Here is a 23,884-nt window from a genome sequence, read left to right as displayed (position 1 = left end):
TTTGAAGGAAATGAACAATGGCTGATCTTGCGAAGATCGTTGAGGACCTTTCGAGCTTGACCGTTCTTGAGGCGGCAGAGCTCTCCAAGATGCTGGAAGAGAAGTGGGGCGTCTCCGCGGCAGCGCCTGTGGCGGTGGCTGCGGCTGCCGGTGGTGCTGCTCCTGCGGCGGCCGCTGAGGAGAAGACGGAGTTCGACGTCATTCTGGCGGAAGCCGGCGCTCAGAAGATCAACGTGATCAAGGAAGTGCGCGCCATCACCGGCCTCGGGCTCAAGGAAGCCAAGGATCTGGTCGAGGCGGCGCCGAAGCCGGTCAAGGAAGGCGTGGCAAAGGACGAGGCAGAGAAGATCAAGGCTCAGCTAGAGGGAGCTGGCGCCAAGGTCGAGCTGAAATAACTTGCGCCTCGGCCCGCGGGCAGATGTTCGCGGGCCGATGCGACAGGGACAGGAAGAACCTTTTTCCTGAGGGCCAGAAAAGGGCTTTCAGGAAACGGGTTTTTATCCGTTTCGATTGGCCGCCCGCAGGGCGGCGCGTGATGGCAGGCAAGCGGCAGGCAAGGAGCGACGATGGCCCAGACCCAGACTTTCAACGGTCGCAGGCGCGTACGCAAGTTTTTCGGGAAGATTCCGGAAGTTGCGGAGATGCCGAACCTTATCGAGGTTCAAAAAGCATCCTATGACCAGTTCCTCATGGTCGAGGAGCCCGAGGGCGGGCGCCCCGACGAGGGATTGCAGGCGGTCTTCAAGTCGGTGTTCCCGATCTCGGACTTTGCCGGAACGGCGATGCTCGAATTCGTGCGATACGAATTCGAGGCTCCCAAGTTCGACGTCGAGGAATGTCGTCAGCGCGATCTGACCTATGCGGCGCCACTAAAGGTGACGCTGCGCCTCATTGTCTTCGATGTCGACGAAGACACGCAGGCAAAATCTATCAAGGATATCAAGGAGCAGGACGTCTATATGGGCGACATGCCGCTCATGACGGACAATGGCACCTTTATCATCAATGGCACCGAGCGGGTGATCGTCTCTCAGATGCACCGCTCGCCGGGCGTGTTCTTCGATCATGACAAGGGCAAGTCCCACTCGTCCGGCAAGCTGCTGTTCGCCGCGCGCGTTATTCCCTATCGCGGCTCCTGGCTCGACATCGAGTTCGACGCCAAGGACATCGTGCATGCGCGTATCGACCGCAGGCGCAAGATCCCCGTAACGTCTCTGCTTATGGCGCTGGGTATGGACGGCGAGGAGATCCTGTCGACCTTTTACAACCGCCTTACTTTCATTCGCGATGGGGAGAACTGGCGCATTCCGTTCTCTGCTGAGCGCTTCCGGGGGATGAAAGCAACAGCCGACATCATCGATGCCGACACCGGCGAGGTGGTCCTTGAGGTGGGCAAGAAGATGACTGCTCGGCAAGCGCGTCAGCTTGCGGAAAAAGGGCTGAAGGCTATCCGGGCGACGGAGGACGACCTGCTCGGGAATTATCTTGCCGAGGATATCGTCAATCCTGAGACGGGCGAGATCTATCTTGAGGCGGGCGACGAGATCGACGAGAAGACGCTGAAGGTGCTGCTGGAGACGGGCGTTGAGGAGGTCAACTTCCTCGATATCGACCACGTCAATATCGGCGGTTACATCCGCAATACGCTCGTCGCGGACAAGAATGAGAGCCGTCAGGATGCGCTGTTCGACATCTACCGGGTGATGCGGCCGGGCGAGCCGCCCACGTTGGAGACGGCGGAGGCCATGTTCCACTCGCTGTTCTTCGATCCAGAGCGCTACGACCTTTCCGCGGTCGGGCGCGTGAAGATGAACATGCGTCTTGAACTCGATTGCCCGGATACCGTGCGCGTCCTGCGTAAGGAAGATATTGTCGCCGTCGTGAAGATTCTCGTGGAGCTGCGTGACGGCAAGGGCGAGATCGATGACATCGACAATCTCGGCAACCGGCGCGTGCGCTCGGTGGGCGAGCTCATGGAGAACCAGTACCGCGTGGGTCTGCTTCGGATGGAGCGGGCGATCAAGGAGCGCATGTCCTCCATAGAGATCGACACTGTGATGCCGCAGGACCTGATCAACGCCAAGCCGGCGGCGGCGGCCGTGCGCGAGTTCTTTGGTTCTTCGCAGCTCTCGCAGTTCATGGACCAGACGAACCCGCTTTCGGAGATCACTCACAAGCGACGCCTTTCGGCTCTTGGACCCGGTGGGCTTACGCGCGAGCGTGCTGGTTTCGAGGTGCGCGACGTGCACCCGACCCATTACGGCCGCATCTGTCCGATCGAGACTCCGGAAGGGCCGAATATCGGGTTGATCAACTCTCTCGCCACCTTTGCCCGCGTCAATAAGTACGGCTTTATCGAGACGCCGTACCGGAAGGTCGTCGATGGCAAGGTGACCGAGGAGGTCGTCTATCTGTCGGCCATGGAGGAGGCAAAGCATTACGTCGCCCAGGCGAACGCCCAGATCGACGAGAGCGGCGGCTTTGCTGAAGAATTCGTCGTCTGCCGCCATGGCGGCGAGGTGATGATGGCCCCGCGTGAGAACGTGGACCTGATGGACGTGTCGCCAAAACAGCTTGTTTCGGTGGCTGCGGCCCTGATTCCGTTTCTTGAGAATGACGACGCAAACCGGGCGCTTATGGGCTCTAACATGCAGCGTCAGGCCGTGCCGCTGGTGCGTGCCGAGGCCCCGTTCGTGGGTACGGGCATGGAGCCGGTCGTGGCACGTGATTCCGGTGCAGCCATTGTCGCGCGCCGTACGGGTGTTGTCGATCAGGTGGATGCAACGCGTATCGTCATCCGGGCTACGGAAGATGTGGACGCTTCGCAATCCGGCGTGGACATCTACCGGCTGCAGAAGTTCCAGCGCTCGAACCAGAACACTTGCATCAACCAGCGTCCGCTAGTGCGTGTGGGTGACCAGGTCAATAAGGGCGACATCATTGCGGATGGCCCGTCCACGGATCTTGGAGATCTGGCTCTTGGACGGAACGTGCTCGTCGCCTTCATGCCCTGGAACGGCTACAATTATGAGGATTCCATCCTGCTCTCCGAGCGCATCGTGCGGGACGACGTCTTTACCTCGATCCACATCGAGGAGTTCGAGATTATGGCGCGTGACACGAAGCTTGGGCCTGAGGAGATCACGCGCGATATTCCAAACGTCTCGGAAGAAGCGCTGAAGAATCTCGACGAGGCAGGCATCGTCTATATCGGTGCGGAGGTCCAGCCGGGCGACATCCTGGTGGGGAAGATCACGCCGAAGGGCGAAAGCCCGATGACGCCGGAGGAAAAGCTTCTGCGCGCCATCTTCGGCGAGAAGGCATCCGACGTCCGCGATACCTCCATGCGCATGCCCCCCGGCGCCTACGGCACGGTGGTCGAGGTGCGCGTCTTCAACCGCCACGGGGTGGAGAAGGACGAGCGCGCCATGGCCATTGAGCGCGAGGAGATCGAGCAGCTTGCCAAGGACCGTGACGACGAGCAGTCCATTCTGGACCGCAACGTCTATGCGCGTCTTTCAGAGATGCTGATCGGCAAGGAAGCGATCGCCGGTCCCAAGGGCTTCAAGAAAGGTACGACGCTCACCGCGGAACTTCTCGACGACTATCCTCGTTCGCAGTGGTGGCAGTTCGCCGTCGAGGACGAGAAACTGCAGAATGCGCTCGAAGCTTTGCGTGCGCAGTATGATGAGTCCAAGAACGCGCTTGAGCAGCGTTTCATGGACAAGGTCGAGAAGGTGCAGCGCGGCGATGAAATGCCGCCCGGCGTGATGAAGATGGTAAAGGTCTTCGTCGCCGTGAAGCGCAAGATGCAGCCGGGAGATAAAATGGCCGGCCGCCACGGAAACAAGGGCGTGGTTTCCAGGATCGTTCCGATCGAGGACATGCCGTTCCTCGATGATGGAACCCATGTGGACATCGTGCTTAACCCGCTGGGTGTGCCTTCACGCATGAATGTCGGCCAGATCCTGGAAACGCATCTTGGCTGGGCCTGCGCAGGCATTGGACGGCAGATCGGGGAACTGATCGACGCCTACAAGGAAGCGGGCGATATCAAGCCGATCCGGGAGAAGATCGAAAGGTTAATTCCGGCCAATGATCGCAACGAGCCAGTGCGCGATTATGACGACGACAGCATCATCAGGCTGGGTAACCAGCTTCGCCATGGCGTCTCTGTCGCGACGCCCGTTTTCGACGGGGCGCATGAGACTGACATCAACTCGATGCTGGAGGAAGCGGGTCTTGAGACCAGCGGGCAGGTAACGCTCTATGATGGGCGTACGGGCGAACCGTTCGACCGCCAGGTGACCGTGGGCTACATCTACATGTTGAAGCTCCACCACCTCGTGGACGACAAGATCCACGCACGTTCCATCGGTCCCTACTCGCTGGTTACGCAGCAGCCGCTGGGCGGCAAGGCTCAGTTCGGTGGTCAGCGCTTCGGTGAGATGGAGGTCTGGGCGCTGGAGGCCTATGGCGCCGCGTACACGCTGCAGGAAATGCTTACCGTCAAGTCGGACGACGTGGCCGGCCGCACGAAAGTCTATGAAGCCATTGTGCGCGGCGACGACACGTTCGAGGCGGGCATTCCGGAAAGCTTCAACGTGTTGGTCAAGGAGATGCGCTCGCTCGGCCTCAATGTAGAACTGGAGAACTCGCGGCTCGATGCGTCGCCTCCAGCACTGCCCGAAGCTGCCGAATGATTGCAACCATCATCAGCGCACCGCGGCCATCCGCGGTGCGCCTCGAAGGCGGAAGGTGATGAAACGAAACGAGGTGATTTCGTCGCTTGATACCCGCCACCGCCAAGTCATTTCAAGGGGCCCGCAGGCCCCGCAAAGGAGATCGGCATGAACCAAGAGGTCATGAACCTGTTCAACCCTCAGGCGCCGGCACAGACCTTCGATTCGATCCGGATTTCGCTTGCGAGCCCGGAAAAGATCCTGTCCTGGTCTTATGGCGAGATCAAGAAGCCGGAGACGATCAACTACCGTACGTTCAAGCCAGAGCGTGACGGCCTTTTCTGTGCGCGCATCTTCGGCCCCATAAAGGACTACGAGTGCTTGTGCGGCAAGTACAAGCGCATGAAGTACAAGGGTGTCATCTGCGAAAAGTGCGGCGTTGAGGTTACGCTTTCCCGCGTTCGCCGCGAGCGCATGGGCCATATCGAACTGGCCGCGCCCGTCGCTCACATCTGGTTCTTGAAGTCGCTGCCATCGCGCATCGGCATGCTGCTTGACATGACGCTCAAGGATATTGAGCGGGTTCTCTATTTCGAGAACTACATCGTGACCGAGCCCGGGCTGACGGCGCTGAAGGAGAATCAGCTCCTCTCCGAAGAAGAATACATGATGGCCGTTGACGAGTATGGCGAGGATTCCTTCACCGCCATGATCGGAGCGGAGGCCATCCATCACCTGCTTGAGGTGATGGACCTGGAAAAGATTGCAGGCGAGTTGCGGTCGGAGCTAGCGTCCACGACATCGGAGCTTAAGCAGAAGAAGCTGCTGAAGCGCCTCAAGGTGGTCGAGAATTTCATCGATTCCGGCAATCGTCCGGAGTGGATGGTCATGAAGATCATCCCTGTGATCCCACCGGATCTGCGCCCGCTGGTTCCGCTCGATGGCGGCCGTTTCGCCACATCGGACCTTAATGACCTCTACCGCCGTGTTATCAACCGGAACAACCGGTTGAAGCGTCTGATCGAGCTCAAGGCCCCGGGCATCATCATCCGCAACGAGAAGCGCATGCTTCAGGAGGCGGTTGATGCATTGTTCGACAATGGCCGCCGTGGCCGCGTCATCACTGGCGCCAACAAGCGTCCGCTTAAGTCGCTCTCGGACATGCTGAAGGGCAAGCAGGGCCGTTTCCGCCAGAACCTGCTGGGCAAGCGCGTAGACTACTCGGGCCGTTCGGTGATCGTGACAGGTCCGGAGCTGAAGCTGCACCAATGCGGCCTGCCGAAGAAGATGGCGCTGGAGCTGTTCAAGCCCTTCATCTATGCGCGTCTCGACGCGAAGGGCTATTCGTCCACTGTCAAGCAGGCCAAGAAACTGGTTGAGAAGGAAAGGCCGGAAGTCTGGGACATCCTGGACGAGGTGATCCGCGAACATCCTGTGCTGTTGAACCGGGCGCCGACGCTGCATCGCCTCGGCATTCAGGCATTCGAACCGGTACTGATCGAAGGCAAGGCGATCCAGCTTCATCCGCTGGTTTGCACAGCCTTCAACGCCGACTTCGATGGCGACCAGATGGCCGTGCACGTGCCGCTGTCGCTGGAAGCCCAGCTTGAGGCGCGCGTGCTGATGATGTCGACCAACAACATCCTGCACCCGGCTTCGGGCGCCCCGATCATCGTGCCGTCGCAAGACATGGTTCTTGGACTTTATTATCTCTCCATCATGAACCAGAATGAACCTGGTGAGGGCATGGTGTTCGCCGATATAGGCGAGCTGCATCATGCGCTGGAGAACAAGGTCGTTACGCTCCACACCAAGATCAAGGGTCGCTTCAAGACCGTCGACCATGACGGCAAGCCCTTGTCCCGGATCTACGAGACAACGCCTGGCCGCATGATCATCGGCGAGCTTCTGCCCAAGAACCCGAATGTGCCGTTCGACATCTGCAACCAGGAGATGACCAAGAAGAACATCTCGCGGATGATCGACACGGTCTACCGTCACTGCGGCCAGAAGGAGACGGTGATCTTCTGTGACCGCGTCATGGCTCTCGGCTTCAGCCATGCGTGCATGGCAGGAATCTCCTTCGGCAAGGATGACATGCTTATCCCCGAAACGAAGGAGAAGCTGATCGCCGAAACCGAGACGCTCGCCAAGGAGTACGAGCAGCAGTACAATGATGGCCTCATCACGCAGGGCGAGAAGTACAACAAGGTGGTCGACGCCTGGGCCAAGTGCTCGGAGCGGGTCGCCGAAGAGATGATGAAGCGCATCAAGGCGATCGAGTTCGATGAGAACAACCGGCAGAAGCCGATGAACTCGATCTATATGATGTCGCATTCGGGTGCCCGCGGTTCGCCGGCGCAGATGCGTCAGCTTGCCGGCATGCGCGGCCTGATGGCTCGTCCGGACGGATCCATCATTGAGACGCCGATCATCTCGAACTTCAAGGAAGGCCTCACCGTGATGGAGTACTTCAACTCCACGCACGGCGCACGCAAGGGCCTTGCCGACACCGCGCTGAAGACGGCCAACTCCGGTTACCTGACCCGTCGCCTTGTCGACGTAGCGCAGGATTGCATCGTCATCACGCCAGATTGCGGCACCGACAAGGGCCTCACGATGCAGCCCATCGTAGATGCGGGCCAGGTTGTCGCCTCAATCGGCCAGCGCGTTCTTGGCCGGACTGCTCTTGAGGATGTGCTGCATCCGGCGACGGGCGACGTGATCGTCTCTGCCGGGCGTCTCATCGACGAGCGCGACGTCGAGGCAATCGAGGCAGCCGGCGTCCAGACGGTACGCATACGCTCGGCCCTAACCTGCGAGGTCAGGAACGGCGTCTGTGCGGTCTGCTACGGACGCGACCTTGCACGAGGCACTCCGGTCAATATCGGCGAGGCTGTGGGCGTGATTGCCGCGCAGTCGATTGGCGAGCCCGGTACGCAGCTCACCATGCGCACTTTCCATATGGGGGGTACGGCGCAGGTGGTGGATCAATCCTTCCTTGAAGCTTCTTTCGAGGGCACGGTGAAGATCCGCAACCGTAATGTGGTCCGCAACTCGGACGGCCATCTGGTCGCCATGGGCCGCAACATGGCGGTGCTCATCCTCGACGAGGCAGGCGCCGAACGTGCTTCGCACCGCCTGACCTATGGTTCGCGCATCTATGTGGATGAAGGCGACAAGGTGAAGCGCGGCCAGCGCATCGCCGAGTGGGATCCGTATACGAGGCCCATGCTTACCGAGGTGGAAGGCACAGTGGCCTTTGAGGACCTTGTGGATGGCGTCTCTGTGCAGGAAACCACCGACGAATCGACCGGTATCACCAAGCGCGAGGTCATCGACTGGCGTTCGACGCCGCGCGGCGCGGATCTGCGTCCGGCGATCACCATCCTTGACTCCAAGGGCAAGGTGGCCAAGCTGGCTCGCGGCGGCGATGCTCGCTTCCTGCTGTCGGTGGAGACTGTGCTCTCGGTGGATGCAGGCGCAAAGGTGAAGCCGGGCGACGTGATCGCACGTATCCCGACCGAAAGCGCGCGGACCAAGGACATCACTGGTGGTCTGCCGCGCGTTGCCGAGCTCTTCGAGGCGAGGCGTCCGAAGGACCATGCGATCATCGCCGAGATCGACGGCACAGTGCGTTTCGGGCGCGACTACAAGAACAAGCGCCGCATCATCATTGAGCCGCACGACTCCACTTTGGAGCCGGTCGAGTACCTCATTCCCAAGGGCAAGCCGTTCCACCTTCAGGATGGCGACGTCATCGAGAAGGGTGACTTCATCCTGGACGGAAATCCTGCGCCGCACGACATTTTGGCGATCAAGGGCGTTGAGGCGCTCGCCTCCTACCTCGTCAACGAGATCCAGGAGGTCTACCGGCTTCAGGGCGTGCTTATCAACGACAAGCACATCGAGGTGATCGTCCGCCAGATGCTGCAGAAGGTCGAGATTACGGCCCAGGGCGAATCGACTTACATCCCCGGCGATCACGTGGATCAGGTCGAGTTCGATGAGGTGAACGAGAAGCTGGTTGCGGAAGGCAAGAAGCCTGCCGAAGCACAGCCTGTGCTCCTCGGCATTACCAAGGCTTCACTGCAGACGCCTTCCTTCATTTCCGCGGCTTCCTTCCAGGAGACCACGCGGGTGCTGACCGAGGCCGCTGTTGCGGGCAAGGTCGACACGCTGCAGGGACTGAAGGAGAACGTGATCGTCGGACGTCTCATTCCGGCCGGTACCGGCGGTGCGATGACGCAGATCAGGCGCATTGCACGGGCTCGCGACGAACTCATCCTCGAAGAACGTCGCAAGGCATCGGGGGCGGAGAAAGCGGACGCGATGCTTGAGGATATGACCAGCCAGCCAGCGGAGTAATCCAAAGGCTAATGAAGAAAAGGCCGCCGGACTGGCGGCCTTTTTGATTCCCGAGGCTACCTGCTGAATGGATTACCTTTGTTCGGTCTCGTAAACTTCCATTCTGCTTTCCGGAATCGATACCGGTTTTCAAAGCAATGCTGTAAGAGACCTATCGCGAGGGACGTTAGCGGGTACCATCTCGAAAGAAGTCGCTCCTGCTTCCGGTTCTACTTCGTTGGCAGGACGAAGTTATTTCGGTAGCGGGGAAAATGCTCTACAGGACTGCTCATGAACAATGCCGTACCCGATATAATTCGCATCGCGATCGCCCAGCTTAATCCGACCGTAGGGGACATAGCAGGTAACCTCGCCAAGATCCGCGAGGCGCGGGCGCTTGCCGCGCGCCAGAAGGCCGATCTAGTCCTTTTCACGGAGTTGTTCATCGCCGGCTATCCGCCTGAGGACCTGGTTCTGAAGCCAGCCTTTCTCAGTGCTTGCGAGGCGGCTGTCCAGGAGCTGGCCCGTGACACCGCTGATGGTGGGCCAGGCATTGTCATCGGCACACCGCTGAAGCGCGAAAGTGGCGTGCACAACTCCGTGGTTGTGCTCGATGATGGAAAGGTGGTGGCCGAGCGCTACAAGGTCGATCTGCCGAACTATGGCGAGTTCGATGAAAAGCGCGTCTTTCGGGCTGGCCCCAGCCTTCCGGGGCCGGTCAACTTTCGCGGCGTCCGGATCGGCATCCCCATCTGCGAGGATCTTTGGGGGCACGTTGGTGTCTGCGAGACTTTGGCGGAATCCGGAGCGGAAATCCTCCTCGTGCCAAACGGCTCGCCCTACTATCGTGGCAAGGTGGAGGTGCGCCAGCAGATTGTCATCCGGCAAGTGATAGAAAACGGTTTGCCCATTATCTATGCCAACATGATAGGCGGGCAGGATGAATTGGTATTCGATGGGGCGTCTTTCGCCATCCATTCGGACAAGTCGCTCGCCTTTCAGCTAAGCCAATTCGAAGAGGCCGTGGCGCTGACTACCTGGCGCAGAAACGGTGAGACCTGGCTATGCGAAGACGCACCAATGGCCGTTATCCCCGAAAATGAGGAAGCCGACTACAGCGCCTGTATGCTGGGACTTCGCGATTACGTGAACAAGAACGGCTTCAATAACGTGGTTTTGGGCCTTTCGGGTGGGCTTGACTCAGCGCTTTGCGCGGCGATTGCCGTCGATGCGCTCGGCAGGGAGCGCGTCAGGACGGTCATGATGCCGTACCGCTATACGACTGGGGAGTCGCTTGCTGATGCAGAGGCCTGTGCCCGTGCACTCGGTTGCCGCTACGACATCGTGCCCATCTCCCAACCGGTCGAGGGCTTCCTCGATGCTCTCGGCCAAATGTTCTCGGGAACAGAGGCAGGTATCACGGAAGAGAACCTGCAGAGCCGCGCTCGAGGAACGCTGCTCATGGCGATTTCAAACAAGTTTGGCTCCATGGTGGTTACCACCGGCAACAAGTCGGAAATGTCGGTAGGCTATGCTACCCTCTATGGCGACATGAATGGCGGATTCAATCCGATCAAGGACGTCTACAAGATGCAGGCCTATGCCCTCAGCCGCTGGCGCAATGGGCATGTGCCGCGGGGCGGGCTTGGCCCATCGGGCGAGGTGATACCGGCGAATATCATCAACAAGGCACCGTCGGCCGAATTGCGAGAGAACCAGTCCGATCAGGATTCTCTGCCTCCCTATCCAGTGCTGGATGAGATTCTGGAATGTCTTATCGAGAACGAGATGGGAGTGGATGAGATTGTGGCCCTTGGCCATGACCGGGAAACGGTGCACAAAGTGGAGCACCTTCTTTATGTTGCGGAATATAAGCGCCGTCAGGGCGCGCCGGGCGTAAAGATAACCAGGAAGAATTTCGGGCGGGACCGGCGCTACCCGATCACGAACAAGTTCCGCGACCGGACATAGAAGGGCGGCGACGAACGAGGTGTGCTGGTGGGGGCGGCTTGCTTCCCAGCAGCAAGCACCTAGGATGCCCGGTCCTTTAAACTGGCCTCGCGCACAGCGTCTGGCCGCTCTTCATCATGAAGCCTATGTCGTTCTTTGATTTCCTTCGCACGAATGCGCGCTGGCTTGCAGGCGGCTTTCTGCTCACCTTTTTCTCTTCCTTCGGGCAGACCTTTTTCATCTCGATTTCAGCAGGAAACATCCGCGCGGAGTACGGGCTTTCGCATGGCGATTTCGGGTTGATCTATATGCTGGCAACCCTTGCCAGCGCTTTCACGCTTACCCGACTCGGCCAGATCGTTGACCGCTACTCGGTGATGAAGGTCACATGCATCATCGTTCCGGTGCTGGCACTTGCCTGCGTGTTCATGGCTGTTTCCCACTCGATCCTGTTCCTCTGCGTGACCATCTATCTGCTGAGGCTGTTTGGCCAAGGCATGATGACACAGAACGCCTTCACCGCTATGGGTCGATGGTTCGCCGCCCAGCGAGGACGTGCGGTATCCATCACGACACTCGGCCACAATGCAGGCGAGGCGATCCTTCCTGTAACCTTCGTTACGGTGGCAAGTTTTGTGGGATGGCGTAACGGCTGGCTAATTGGCGCTGCTGTTCTGCTCGTCATTGCACTTCCGGCCATTGCCTGGCTGATGAGCGTGGAACGCAGGCCGCAATCGACCGACCCGCAGGCACGCCTTGCGACGGGACGTGATTGGACGCGGGCGGAAGTTCTCCGCGACCCGCTGTTCTACGGCCTTCTGCTTGGCGTCATGGCTCCTGGTTTTATCGGCACCGTCATTGCCTTCCACCAGGTCTATCTGGTGGAGCTTAGAGGGTGGGAGCTCGAAATCTTCGCATCTGCCTTCATGGTTTCCGCGACGATGACGATCATATTCGCGCTGACTTCCGGCTACCTCATAGACCGGTTTTCAGCGGTCGCCATGCTGCCTCTCTTTCTCCTGCCCTTGTCGCTGGCCTGTTTTGTCCTGGCCTCATTCCAGGGGCAATGGAGCGTTTTTGCTTTCATGGGCCTACTGGGCATGTCGAACGGCTTTTCCTCCACATTGCTTGGCGCGCTGTGGCCGGAGATCTATGGCGTCCGCCATCTCGGATCGGTGCGCGCCCTGATCGTGGCGGTGACTGTGCTGGCAACCGCAATGGGGCCGGGGCTGACCGGATACCTTATCGATATTGGCGTTTCCTATCCCTCGCAGATTGCCGCCATGGGCCTTTACTGTATCGCAGCGATGGCGTTGATGTTCCTCGTTTCGCGGCGGATCGCCAACCGAGCCTTGCAAACGATTGAGGCCTCGGATAGCTGAAATGCCATGAATATCACCGTTCGCTTCGCTCCATCACCCACGGGTCACATCCACATCGGCAATGCGCGGACAGCCTTGTTTAACTGGCTTTTCGCGAAGAAAGACGGCGGGCGATTCATCCTCCGCTTCGACGATACAGACCTTGAACGGTCACGGCGGGAATATGCCGACCAGATAGAAGAAGATCTCTTATGGCTCGGCATCCGGCCGGATAAGACGGTGCGGCAGTCGGAGCGCTTCCCGCTTTACGAACGCGCGGTCGAGAAGCTGACGGAGAAGGGCCTGCTCTATCCTTGTTACGAGACGCCGGAAGAGCTGGAACTGCGGCGCAAGGTGAGACTGTCCCGCCGCCTTCCGCCGGTCTACGGCCGGGAGGCATTGAAGCTTACTTCTGAGGAGCGGCAGGCGGTGGAGGCGCAGGGGCGGAAGCCGCATTGGCGCTTTCTGCTGCCCAATTTCGATGACGATCCGTTTTCGCCACGACGGACGGAAGTGCGTTGGGACGATCTTGTGCGCGGGCATCAGACCGTCGACCTTGCTTCCATGTCGGACCCGGTTCTGGTCCGAGAGGATGGGACGTTCCTCTACACCCTGCCTTCCGTCGTGGACGACATAGAGCTTGGTGTCAGCCATATTATTCGCGGCGACGACCATGTGACAAATACCGGCGCTCAGATCGCCCTCTTCAGGGCGCTGGATGCAGAGCCCCCCGTATTCGGTCACCACAACCTGTTGACCACGGCGAGCGGCGAGGGTCTTTCTAAGCGTACAGGCGCGCTATCGATCGCAAGCTTGAGGGAAGCGGGAATCGAGCCTATGGCGGTCGCTTCACTTGCGGTTCTCATCGGCACCTCGGAGGCGGTCACGGGGTGCCGCAACATGGACGAACTGGCCGAGCGCTTCGATCCCGCGTCAAGTTCAAAATCAGCGGCCAAGTTCGATCCGGCCGAGCTGGCAATGCTAAGCCGCAACCTCATCCACACCATGCCCTATGAGGAAGCCGAGGAGCAACTCAATGAGATGGGGATTTCCGGTCCGGGCGCAAGACCTTTCTGGAATGCCGTAAGGGGCAATCTGGAAAAGGTGGCCGACGCGGCATTCTGGTGGCGTATCATCAGGGAAGGCCCAGGGGAAACGGAACTTTCCGATGAGGATCGCTCCTTTGTACGTGAAGCGTTCGACCTTCTGCCGCCGGAGCCGTGGGACCGCGATACATGGCGTTCATGGACAGAAAGCGTCAAGGCGGTGACCGGCCGCAAGGGCAAAGCACTATTCCGCCCGCTGAGGCTTGCGCTTACAGGCAAGGAATCGGGGCCGGAACTCGCCGATCTAATGCCTTTATTGAACCGCGATACGGCTATGTCCCGCCGTCCCTGATCCGCAATCAACGGCTGCGTAGTTCTCAAGCGGGCAGGACAAGCTGGCGGTTCTGGTTCTGCAAGACCTCCACGGCAGCAAGAGCGGTCATGTTGACGACCCCGCGTGAGGTGACCGAAGGGGTGAGGATGTGTGCAGGACGCGCTGTCCCGAGTAGAATCGGCCCGACATGCAACGCATCAGTCATTACCTTCACGGTAGTGAGCGTGATATTGGCTGCATCCAGATTGGGGAAAACCAGCAAATTTGCCTCTCCCTTGAGGACCGAGTGAGGGAAGACACGACGGCGCAACTCTTCTGAAAGGGCGGCGTCGCCGTGCATCTCGCCATCGACCACAAGGTCCGGCGCGTTTCTGTGAAGGATGGCAACAGCCTCGCGCATCTTGAGCGCGCTTGCCGATTCGCGGGAGCCGAAATCCGAATGGGAGAGCAGCGCCGCTTTGGGCTCTATGCCGAAACGGCGAATCTGTTCCGCCGCCAGAATTGTAGTCTCCGCGATTTCCTCGGCGGTCGGGTCAAGTGTCACATAGGTATCGGTAAAGAACATGACATTCTGCTGCGCGATAAGCAGCGAGAGTGCCGCAAACTCCTGCACCCCTGGTCGTCGGCCGATTATGGCATCGACATAGCGAAGATGCCGTTCGAAACGGCCTTCAAGACCGCAGATCAGGGCATCTGCCTCCTGACGCATCATTGCAAGCGCCGCAATTACGGTAGTGTTGGTGCGTACGAGCGTGCGCGCCACCTCCGTCGTGATTCCACGACGCCCGGCGATTCGGATAAGCAGTTCCACATAATCCCGGTAACGAGGATCGTCTTCCGGATTTATGATCTCGAAGTCCTTGTCCGGCCTGATTCTCAGGCCGTAGCGCTTGAGCCGCGTTTCCACGACGCTCGGGCGGCCGATGAGGATGGGCTGCGCCAGACCTTCTTCAAGCACCACCTGAGCGGCCCGCAGAACACGTTCATCTTCGCCATCGGCGTAGATGACCCGCTTGTTGCCGGCCTGCTTGGCGGCGGAGAAGACAGGCTTCATCACCAGGCCGGAACGGAAGACAAACCGATTCAGCCGGTCCAGATAGGCGTCCATGTCGACAATGGGGCGGGCAGCTACGCCTGACTCCATCGCCGCCATGGCAACGGCAGGCGCGATGCGCAGTAGGAGCCGAGGATCGAAAGGCGATGGGATCAGGAAGTCCGGTCCGAAGGTTGGCGTCTCGTCGGAATAGGCGCGCGCTGCAACGTCGGACGGTTCTTCCCGGGCAAGGGCCGCGATTGCGTGCACCGCCGCGCGCTTCATCTCCTCGTTGATCGCGGTTGCGCCAACATCAAGAGCACCGCGGAAGATATAGGGGAAGCACAGCACATTGTTGACCTGGTTCGGGTAATCCGAACGACCGGTACAGATCATGGCGTCAGGGCGTGCTTTCCGCGCTACGTCCGGCATAATTTCGGGGTGTGGATTTGCAAGCGCCAGAATGAGCGGCCGATCCGCCATTTCCTTCAGCATTTCAGATTTTAGCACGCCGCCGGCTGAAAGTCCGAGGAACACATCGGCCCCACCGATCACCTCTGCAAGCGAGCGCGCGGGGGTGTCCTTAAGATAGGGCTCTTTCCAACGGTCCATCTCCTCGACGCGGCCAGTCCACGCGACGCCGTGGCGATCGGTGATCCAGATATTGTCCGTCTTCGCACCCAGTGAGACGAGCAAGTTAAGGCAGGCGAGCGCAGCCGCGCCTGCCCCTGAGGTGACGATCTTTGCGCTGCCAATATCTTTGCCGGTCAGTTCGAGGCCATTGAGTATCGCAGCGGCGACTATAATGGCGGTGCCATGCTGATCGTCATGGAAGACGGGGATGTTCATCCGATCCTTGAGGCGTTCCTCCACCTCGAAGCACTCGGGAGCCTTAATGTCCTCCAAATTGATGCCACCGAAGGTAGGCTCCAATGCGGCTATCGTATCGACGATATGGTCGACGTCAGAAGCATCTATTTCGATATCGAAAACGTTGATCCCGGCGAATTTCTTGAAGAGTACGGCTTTCCCTTCCATAACCGGCTTGGAAGCCAGCGGGCCTATATCTCCCAGGCCGAGCACTGCCGTTCCGTTGGAAACCACCCCGACGAGATTGGCGCGTGAGGTGTAATCGGCAGCCTTTGCCGGGTCCTCCTGGATGGCAAGGCAGGGAGCCGCCACGCCCGGCGAATAGGCAAGCGCCAGATCGCGCTGGTTCCCAAGTGATTTCGTAGGCTGGATCTCCAGCTTACCGGGCGTAGGATGGCGATGAAAGAAGAGGGCGGCCTCATCGAGGTCCGAAAGTTTTTCCTTCACGTTCTTTTCTTCCGTCAATGTGCCCCCCTCCCATCTATACGCATCCTTTATCGGGCGACTACTCGCTGCTGCTGCTCGCCCAATCCGGTTATCCCGAGCCGCATCACATCCCCCGCCTTCAGATAGACCGGCGGGTTCATGCCCATGCCGACGCCGGGCGGCGTTCCGGTGGTGATGACGTCGCCAGGCTCCAGCACCATGAAGCGGGACAGGTAGGAAATGAGATGCGCTACTGAGAAGATCATGGTCCGGGTGTTGCCGGTCTGCGTGCGCTTTCCATTAAGGTCGAGGAACATGTCGAGATTTTGGGGATCGGGAACTTCGTCCGGCGTGACGATCCAGGGGCCGAGCGGGCCGAATGTGAGTGCGCTCTTGCCCTTGATCCATTGGCCTCCGCGCTCGATCTGGTACTCCCGTTCAGAAACGTCATTGCAGATCGTGTAGCCAAAGACTTTGCTTAGTGCTTCCTCCTCGGAAACATAATCGCAACGCTCGCCGATCACGACCGCCAGTTCGACTTCCCAGTCGCTCTTTAACGAGCCCTTTGGCAACATGACGTCGTCATTTGGCCCGGAAAGGCTGCTCGGCGCTTTTGAGAAAACAATCGGCTCGTCAGGCACGGGCATGTTCGACTCGGCGGCGTGGTCTGCGAAATTGAGCCCGATGGCGAGAAAATGTCCGGTGCGGGCAAGTGGTGCGCCAATGCGCGTCGCCGCCGGAACGGTGGGCAGCGATCCTATATCCGCCGATTCGAGGATGCGGATTAGGGCGGGCGATATGGTTGTGGGCGTATAGTCAGCGACAAGCGAAGAAACGTCGCGAATAGTGCCGTCACTATGGAGAACCGCGGGTTTTTCGGAACCCTTGTTGCCAAAACGCAAAAGTTTCAAAGCTTTCCTCCTTCTCGGAAATAACGCCACATACGCGACGGCAGACCAACACTCCCCGCAAGGGGGCGCCCAACGGTGATCGCCGTCAAGTCCGGCTCCCCACATGCATGGTGATCGTCTAGCGGGAGCGGGAGGACGGCGCAACCTCCAGGCAGCCGGCTTGGAAGGGTAACGAAACGCACCGCCGCCCGAGGTGGGCAGGTCTCTCGGCGGCTATGCGGCTGATCAGCCCCACAATTCCGGTTGCGGCGGGAAGACCAGCGAACCCTCATAGCGAAGGCCGGGAACGCGATCCCGCCCAAGAAGGAGGGGGCCGTCCAGGTCGACGAAATCCGCGTCCTGCGCAAGAAGGACCGCCGGCGCCATGGCGAGCGAAGTGCCCACCATGCAGCCGACCATGACGGTAAAGCCCAGTGAACGGGCTGCGTCGCGCAATGCGAGCGCCTCGGTCAATCCACCTGCCTTGTCCAGCTTGATGTTGACGGCCTCGTAGCGCCCGCGCAGTTGCTCCAAATCTTCTGCCGTGTGCAGGCTCTCATCGGCGCAGATGGGCACCGGATGAAACGTCCGAGCAAGTAGGTCATCGAGACCGGCAGGCAGAGGCTGTTCGACCAGAGCTACGCCGAGACGTGCCGCAGCCTCCAGGTTTCGTTCCAGATTTTCTTCCGTCCAACCTTCATTCGCATCCAAGATCAAACGGCTGTCGGGTGCGGCAGCCGCAACGGCCTTAATGCGTGCATCATCGTCCTCGGCACCAACCTTGACCTTCAGCAGTGGCCGATGGGCATGCTTCCGGGCCTGTTCTGCCATTTCTTCGGGCGTGCCGAGCGAGATGGTCTGCGCGGTCGTGAGCGGGCGCGGAGGAGTGCTGCAGATCACGTCTGCAACCTGGGTGCCCAGAAGTTTCGCCTCAAGATCCCATAGCGCACAGTCGAGCGCATTACGGGCGGCGCCAGCAGGCATTATCCGGAGCAGGCTCTGCCGGTCGAGGCCTTGCGCGATTTTCGCGCTCATAGCCTCAATCTGTTCCACCACTCCTTCCAGCGATTCGCCATAACGTGCATAGGGCACGCATTCGGCACGTCCCGCTGCTCCTCCTTCGGTAATCGTGCAGGTCACGACCCGAGCTTCGGTCCGCGCGCCGCGGGAGATGCGGAACAGCCCGGTTATGGGAAAGCTCTCGATACGCGTCGTCAAGTTTCGCTGCATTCTCAACCTCGGGAGTTGGGGTGAAGGAGAAGAAGAGCGGTTGTTGCCCGTCTTTTACCTCACGCAGGTTTTCTTCTCTTCCACTCCGCTCTAAGGATAGCCGTTATGGTGTTCAAGGCGCTGACAAGAAGAACTACGCCCGACATTCCGTCGGCCCCCGATCTGACGCGCGTCGATCTGCACGCCGAGGGGGACGTCCTTCACTGCCGGCTTTTCGGCACTTGGACGACACAGACGGCAGGCGTCATGGATCGACAAATGAACGATCTTGGAAGGCGCCGCGATTTTCAGCGGTTGCGCATCGATCTTTCAGGCATTCGTCAGCTCGACACAGCAGGTGCCTGGCTGGTGGAACGGCTCGCTTCGGCGCAGCGCAGGCGCGGGGCTGAAGTAGAACTAGCTGGCGTGTCCGACGCGGCCCGAATCCTCCTTGCAGCGGTGGGGCCGGCTGCAATGGCGCCGGAACTGCATCCGGATGGGCGCAGGTATTCCATGTTATCCGAGTTCTTTGCCGCGATAGGCGCCACTGTCTACAACATTCGCGCCGATCTGCTTTATGGGATGCATATGCTCGGAGCGACGATCAGCGGCGCACAACTGAAACTCGGGCGCGGCCACGCGGTGAACCCGGCGGCAATAGTCCATCAGATCGACCGGATGGGCGTTGGCGCGGTGCCGATCATCGTGCTGATGTCGGCCATCGTTGGAGCCATTATTGCCCAGCAGGGAGCATTCCAGCTCCGCTTTTTCGGCGCCGAGATCTTCGTAGTGGACCTGGTGGGTATCCTCATCCTCAGGGAGTTAGGCGTACTCCTCACGGCAATCATGATTGCGGGTCGTTCTGGAAGTGCAATCACGGCCGAAATCGGCTCCATGAAGATGCGCGAGGAGGTCGATGCGCTGAGGGTGATCGGGCTTAACCCGATTGGCGTGCTTGTCTTCCCGCGCCTGGTCGCGCTTGTCATCGTTTTGCCGTGCCTTACCATCGTCGCGAATTTCGCCGCCCTTGGCGGGGCCATGATGGTTGCTTGGTTCTATTCGGGTATCTCGCCGGTGGCGTTTGTCGACCGGCTGGGCGGGGCCATCGACCTGACCACCATCTTCGCCGGCCTCATAAAGGCTCCTTTCATGGCGATGATCGTTGGCATTATTGCTTCGGTCGAAGGAATGAAGGTTGGCGGCAGTGCCGAATCGCTAGGAAATCACGTTACCACTTCCGTCGTGAAGGCGATCTTCATTGTCATCGTTGTAGATGGGCTGTTTGCGATGTTCTATGCCGCGATAGACTTCTGATGCCCAGGACAGGAAAAAGCGCCGATAACGACGATGCACTTGCCATGCAGAGCGGAAGCAAGGCGGAAGAGCGCAAGACCGTTCTGGAGGCCCGGAATATCACCGTTCGCTTTGGCGCGACGACGGTACTTGAGAACCTGTCGCTGGATGTCTATCGCGGTGAGATACTGGGTTTCGTTGGTGCTTCGGGTTCAGGCAAATCCGTCTTGCTGCGAACCATTCTTGGTCTGGTACCCAAACAGACCGGCACGATTCGGATGTTCGGCAATACGCTGGAAACGCTCGATGATGCCGAGCGCATGCAGATCGACATGCGTCAGGGCGTTTTGTTTCAGCATGGTGCACTGTTTTCTGCCCTCACGGTGCTGGAGAACATCCAGGTGCCCATGCGCGAGTATCTCGACCTGCCCAAGACGCTGATGAACGAACTGGCGCTGCTCAAGATCGAGTTGGTCGGCCTGCCGCGTGATGCAGCAACCAAGTTCCCCTCCGAGCTTTCGGGCGGAATGATCAAGCGGGCCGCGCTTGCCCGCGCTCTTGCGCTTGATCCGGATATTGTTTTTCTGGACGAGCCGACCTCCGGCCTCGATCCGATAGGGGCAGCGGATTTCGACGAGCTCGTTGCAAAAATGCGGGATACTATGGGCTTAACCGTCTATATGGTTACGCACGACCTCGACAGCCTGCTGACAGTCTGCGACCGCATCGCTGTCCTCGGCAAGAAGCGCGTCCTGCTCGAAGGTACGGTGGAGGACATGATGGCGAGCAAGGAGCCGTGGGTAGAATCCTATTTCCGGGGCAAACGCGCTAGAAGGATCGTACGCTGAGATGACAGTGAAAGATGTATAGGTAAATGGAAACAAGGGCCAATTACGTTATCGTCGGCATCTTCACCGTCCTGGCCGTGCTCGCTGCATTCGGTTTTGTCTACTGGACGGCGGGGATCGGCGAAAGGGGGGAAAAGGCGCCCCTGCGTTTCCGCATTCCCGGATCGGCTTCGGGGCTGAGCGCCAGCAGTCTTGTCCTGTTCAATGGCGTTCCTGTCGGCAACATCCGCCGCGTTTACCTCGACATCAACAATCCAAGCGTGGCAATCGCCGATGCTCAGGTCGATCGGCTGACACCGATCACGGCCTCGACAAGGGCGGATGTGGGGCTCGCCGGTCTTACGGGCCAGGCCAATATTGAACTGAAGGGCGGTAATCCGCAGGAGCAGAACCTACTGGATCTGGCAGAGGAACAGGGCAGCATTGCCGAGATCACCGCAAGCCCGTCTGCTGTGACCGATCTTCTGCAGACCGCGCCCAGCGTGCTTGCGCGGGCCGACTCCGTGCTTGAAACACTGGATGTAATTCTTTCCGATGCTCGCGGTCCTGTGACGGACACCGTTAGGAACGTGGAAAGATTTTCCGAAGCATTGGCGCGCAATGCGGATGGGATTGATAGCTTCCTCGACAATCTGGGTGCACTGTCAGGAACCATCGGCAATGTCTCTGAACGGCTTGATTCGACCCTGTCCGCTGCGGAAAGCCTCATAGAGGCGGTTGACCGAGAGCAGGTCGCAAAAGTTGTGGAAAACATGAACCAGTTTACCACCCGGCTGAACGAGGCCGGGGAGCAACTGAACGGCATTATCGCAGGAGTGGATGAGACAGTCGCATCCATCAACACCTTCGCGCAGAATGCCAACGAGACGCTGTCCAGAATCGACACGTTGGTGACGGAGGTCGAGCCTGAAAGCGTAGCGCGCGCGGTGGACAATTTCCAAAATGCAAGCGCCGCCTTCAGCCGCGCGTCAGAGGATATTGCGCGGGTAAGTGAAACGGTGGGAGGGCGCACCGAAGATATTGACCGGTTCATCTCGGACGCAAGCGAGCTTGCCAGCCGCCTCAATGCGGCGTCCGTGCGGGTCGACGGAGTTCTGGCGAAGCTCGACAGCCTGTTGGGTTCGGGTGAAGGCGAGGACCTTTTTGCCGAGGCCAGCGCCACGCTGGCGGAGTTCCGGGAAATGGCAGAAACGCTCAATTCGAGGGTGGGACCCATCACAGAAGGGTTGTCGCGTTTCTCCGGCAAAGGGTTGCGTGAGATCGAATCGCTGGTCAGCGAGGGGCGGCGGTCAATCGCCCGGATTGAGCGGGCAATCACGGAATTCGAGCAGAACCCGCAGAGGATTATTACCGGGGGGGAAGGCACGGTCCGCCGCTACGACAGCCGCACCCGCCGTTGACAAGCGACTATCACCTCCCCAAAAGAAACGAGCCAAGCGGGGGATCATTGGGTCAGGAGCAGCGGGTTGGCAGTAAGACGTGCTAATGGCGGGCTGCTGGCATTGAGCCTGATGCTTGGCGGATGTGCGGCAATCCCCGGGTTCGGTCCTGCTCCGGTGGATGTCTACGATCTTACGGCGCCGGTTGCACAGGTGCCACGCCGCTTGCCACGCACGCAAATACTGGTGCCCGAGCCCACGGCTCTTAAGATTCTCGATGGAGAGGATATCGCCATACGCACCCCGGGCGGTGCGGTGCAGCTTCTGGAGGGCGCGCGCTGGTCGGACCGGCTGCCGCGCCTGGTGCAGTCGGGCCTCGTTGCGGCCTATCAGCATTCCGGCGCGCTCGGCGGTGTCGGCCGACCGGGCGACGGGCTGGCTATTGATTATCAGATCATCGTTGAGATACGTGGCTTCGAGGTACGCCCAGGCGGAGGGCAGGCCGTGGTGGAGCTATTCGTGCGCGTCCTGAACGACCGTAACGGCCAGGTCCGGGCCTCGCGCAGCTTCTTCGCAACGGCAAGCCTTGCAGGCGCACGGAGCGATCCTGCATTCGTGGCCGCTCTCGACCGGGCATTCCAGGCTGTGGCCGCCGAAATCGTCGAGTGGTCGATCGGGGTGATGTGAACTTCGACGGCGGCCAACGTCGTCCTTCCGCATGAAAGAACCCCGGGTTGGGATGCCCGGGGTTTTTCGTGACTGACGAGGCGAAATCAGGCTGAATAGTACATGTCGAACTCGACCGGGTGCGGCGTCATTTCGAAGCGCAATACTTCCGCCATTTTGAGCTCGATATATGCATCTATCTGGTCATCGTCGAAGACCCCGCCAGCCTTCAGGAAAGCGCGATCCTTGTCGAGATTCATCAGCGCCTCGCGCAGCGAACTGGAGACGGTGGGCACCGTTTTCAGCTCCTTGGCGGGAAGGTCGTAGAGATCCTTGTCCATTGCTGGGCCGGGATGTATCTTGTTCTTGATACCGTCAAGGCCTGCCATCAGCAGCGCGGCGAAGGCAAGATAGGGATTTGCCATCGGGTCGGGGAAGCGCACTTCCACGCGCTTGGACTTCGGCGAGGAGCCGAAGGGGATGCGGCAGGAGGCCGACCGGTTACGTGCCGAATATGCAAGGAGCACGGGGGCCTCGAAGCCTGGCACCAGGCGCTTGTAGGAATTGGTGGACGGGTTGGCGAAGGCGTTGATCGCCCTGGCATGCTTGATGATGCCGCCGATATAGTAAAGGCAAGTCTCGGACAGGCCGGCATATTCATTGCCTGCAAAGGTAGGCTTGCCGTCCTTCCAGATAGACTGGTGGACGTGCATGCCCGAGCCGTTGTCGCCATAGATGGGCTTGGGCATGAAGGTGGCTGTCTTGCCGTAGGCATTCGCCACCTGGTGCACGGCATATTTGTAAATCTGCATCTTGTCTGCATTGCGCACCAGCGTGTCGAACTTGATGCCAAGTTCGTGCTGGGCGGCTGCAACTTCGTGGTGATGCTTTTCCACCACCAAACCCATCTCCGTCAGAACGGAGAGCATCTCGGAGCGCATGTCCTGTGCCGAATCGACTGGCGGAACGGGAAAGTAGCCACCCTTGACGCGCGGGCGGTGACCGAGATTGCCCGTCTCGTAGTTCCTGTCATCATTGGAGGGAAGCTCTGTGGAATCGAGCTTGAAGCCCGTGTTGTAGGGATCGGCCTTGTATTTCACGTCGTCGAATACGAAGAACTCGGCCTCCGGGCCGAAGAAGGCCGTATCGCCAATTCCCTCGGACCTCAGATAAGCTTCAGCCTTCTTGGCCGTCCCGCGTGGATCGCGATTGTAGGCTTCGCCGGAAACCGGGTCGAGGATGTCGCAGATGATGGCCAGCGTCGATTGAGCGTAGAAGGGATCGATGTGTGCCGTCTCGGGCTCCGGCATCAGAACCATGTCGGATTCATTGATGGCTCTCCAACCGCCGATGGAGGATCCATCGAACATCACGCCGTCGGCGAACATGTCCTCGTCCACCCCCTGGACGTCCATGGTCACATGCTGAAGCTTGCCTTTCGGGTCCGTAAAGCGGAGGTCGACGAATTTGATATCCTCATCCTTGATACGTTGCAGAATGTCCTGTGCAGTCGTCATTTTACGTTTAATCCCCGTGAATGATGGTGGGTA

14 protein-coding genes are annotated in these 23,884 nt (G+C 59.5%); 10 read left to right on the top strand and 4 right to left on the bottom strand.

Going from position 1 to position 23,884, the window contains the following annotated elements:
- Positions 1-17 precede the first annotated feature (17 nt).
- From rplL to gltX, 6 genes are all read left to right on the top strand, one after another.
- Positions 18-395 carry a 50S ribosomal protein L7/L12 gene (gene rplL, locus HUS57_RS05230; RefSeq protein WP_173931826.1) on the top strand — a complete coding sequence of 126 codons (378 nt, stop codon included), beginning with the start codon at positions 18-20 and terminating at the stop codon, positions 393-395.
- Positions 396-566: 171 nt separating this feature from the next.
- Entirely contained in the window at positions 567-4,703 is a 4,137-nt protein-coding gene (gene rpoB / locus HUS57_RS05225) for a DNA-directed RNA polymerase subunit beta (protein ID WP_173931825.1), read from the top strand.
- 147 nt (positions 4,704-4,850) lie between these two features.
- A complete protein-coding gene (gene rpoC / locus HUS57_RS05220) occupies positions 4,851-9,050 on the top strand; it encodes a DNA-directed RNA polymerase subunit beta' (protein ID WP_173931824.1) in 4,200 nt (1,399 codons plus the stop codon).
- A 270-nt stretch (positions 9,051-9,320) separates the two neighbouring features.
- Positions 9,321-11,000 carry an NAD+ synthase gene (locus HUS57_RS05215; protein ID WP_173931823.1) on the top strand — a complete coding sequence of 560 codons (1,680 nt, stop codon included), beginning with the start codon at positions 9,321-9,323 and terminating at the stop codon, positions 10,998-11,000.
- 125 nt (positions 11,001-11,125) lie between these two features.
- The gene (locus HUS57_RS05210) at positions 11,126-12,361 is read left to right on the top strand and encodes an MFS transporter (protein ID WP_173931822.1); all 1,236 of its coding nucleotides are present in this window, start codon (positions 11,126-11,128) and stop codon (positions 12,359-12,361) included.
- Positions 12,362-12,367: 6 nt separating this feature from the next.
- The gene (gene gltX, locus HUS57_RS05205; protein WP_173931821.1) at positions 12,368-13,738 is read left to right on the top strand and encodes a glutamate--tRNA ligase; all 1,371 of its coding nucleotides are present in this window, start codon (positions 12,368-12,370) and stop codon (positions 13,736-13,738) included.
- Positions 13,739-13,763: 25 nt separating this feature from the next.
- On the opposite strand, the gene HUS57_RS05200 is transcribed toward gltX, so the two are convergent.
- The 3 genes from HUS57_RS05200 to dgcA all read right to left on the bottom strand — a co-directional run bounded on the left by HUS57_RS05200 (position 13,764) and on the right by dgcA (position 18,169).
- Positions 13,764-16,088 (bottom strand): NADP-dependent malic enzyme, encoded by a 2,325-nt coding sequence (locus tag HUS57_RS05200; protein WP_246727744.1) that lies wholly within the window; start codon positions 16,086-16,088, stop codon positions 13,764-13,766.
- A 29-nt stretch (positions 16,089-16,117) separates the two neighbouring features.
- A complete protein-coding gene (locus HUS57_RS05195) occupies positions 16,118-16,960 on the bottom strand; it encodes a fumarylacetoacetate hydrolase family protein (protein WP_173931820.1) in 843 nt (280 codons plus the stop codon).
- A gap of 225 nt (positions 16,961-17,185) precedes the next feature.
- Complete coding sequence (gene dgcA / locus HUS57_RS05190) at positions 17,186-18,169, bottom strand: N-acetyl-D-Glu racemase DgcA (protein ID WP_173931819.1); 984 nt, start codon at positions 18,167-18,169, stop codon at positions 17,186-17,188.
- A gap of 105 nt (positions 18,170-18,274) precedes the next feature.
- Between dgcA and HUS57_RS05185 the strand changes: the two genes are divergently transcribed.
- The 4 genes from HUS57_RS05185 (at position 18,275) to HUS57_RS05170 (ending at position 22,355) form a co-directional block, all read left to right on the top strand.
- Positions 18,275-19,462, top strand: a complete 1,188-nt coding sequence (locus HUS57_RS05185; RefSeq protein ID WP_173931818.1) for an ABC transporter permease — start codon at positions 18,275-18,277, stop codon at positions 19,460-19,462.
- 44 nt (positions 19,463-19,506) lie between these two features.
- Positions 19,507-20,289 carry an ATP-binding cassette domain-containing protein gene (locus HUS57_RS05180; RefSeq protein WP_173932297.1) on the top strand — a complete coding sequence of 261 codons (783 nt, stop codon included), beginning with the start codon at positions 19,507-19,509 and terminating at the stop codon, positions 20,287-20,289.
- A 26-nt stretch (positions 20,290-20,315) separates the two neighbouring features.
- Positions 20,316-21,689, top strand: a complete 1,374-nt coding sequence (locus HUS57_RS05175; protein ID WP_173931817.1) for an MlaD family protein — start codon at positions 20,316-20,318, stop codon at positions 21,687-21,689.
- Positions 21,690-21,755: 66 nt separating this feature from the next.
- Positions 21,756-22,355: an ABC-type transport auxiliary lipoprotein family protein gene (locus HUS57_RS05170; protein WP_246727743.1), complete on the top strand. Its 600-nt coding sequence runs from the start codon at positions 21,756-21,758 to the stop codon at positions 22,353-22,355.
- 86 nt (positions 22,356-22,441) lie between these two features.
- On the opposite strand, the gene glnA is transcribed toward HUS57_RS05170, so the two are convergent.
- Positions 22,442-23,851 (bottom strand): type I glutamate--ammonia ligase, encoded by a 1,410-nt coding sequence (gene glnA / locus HUS57_RS05165; protein ID WP_173931816.1) that lies wholly within the window; start codon positions 23,849-23,851, stop codon positions 22,442-22,444.
- Positions 23,852-23,884: the final 33 nt, after the last annotated feature.

The sequence above is a fragment of the Chelativorans sp. Marseille-P2723 genome (assembly GCF_902809845.1).
Taxonomy (GTDB): Bacteria; Pseudomonadota; Alphaproteobacteria; order Rhizobiales; family Rhizobiaceae; genus Chelativorans.
Note: the sequence above shows the minus strand (reverse complement) of the source record. Positions and strands in the feature narration are given on the sequence as shown.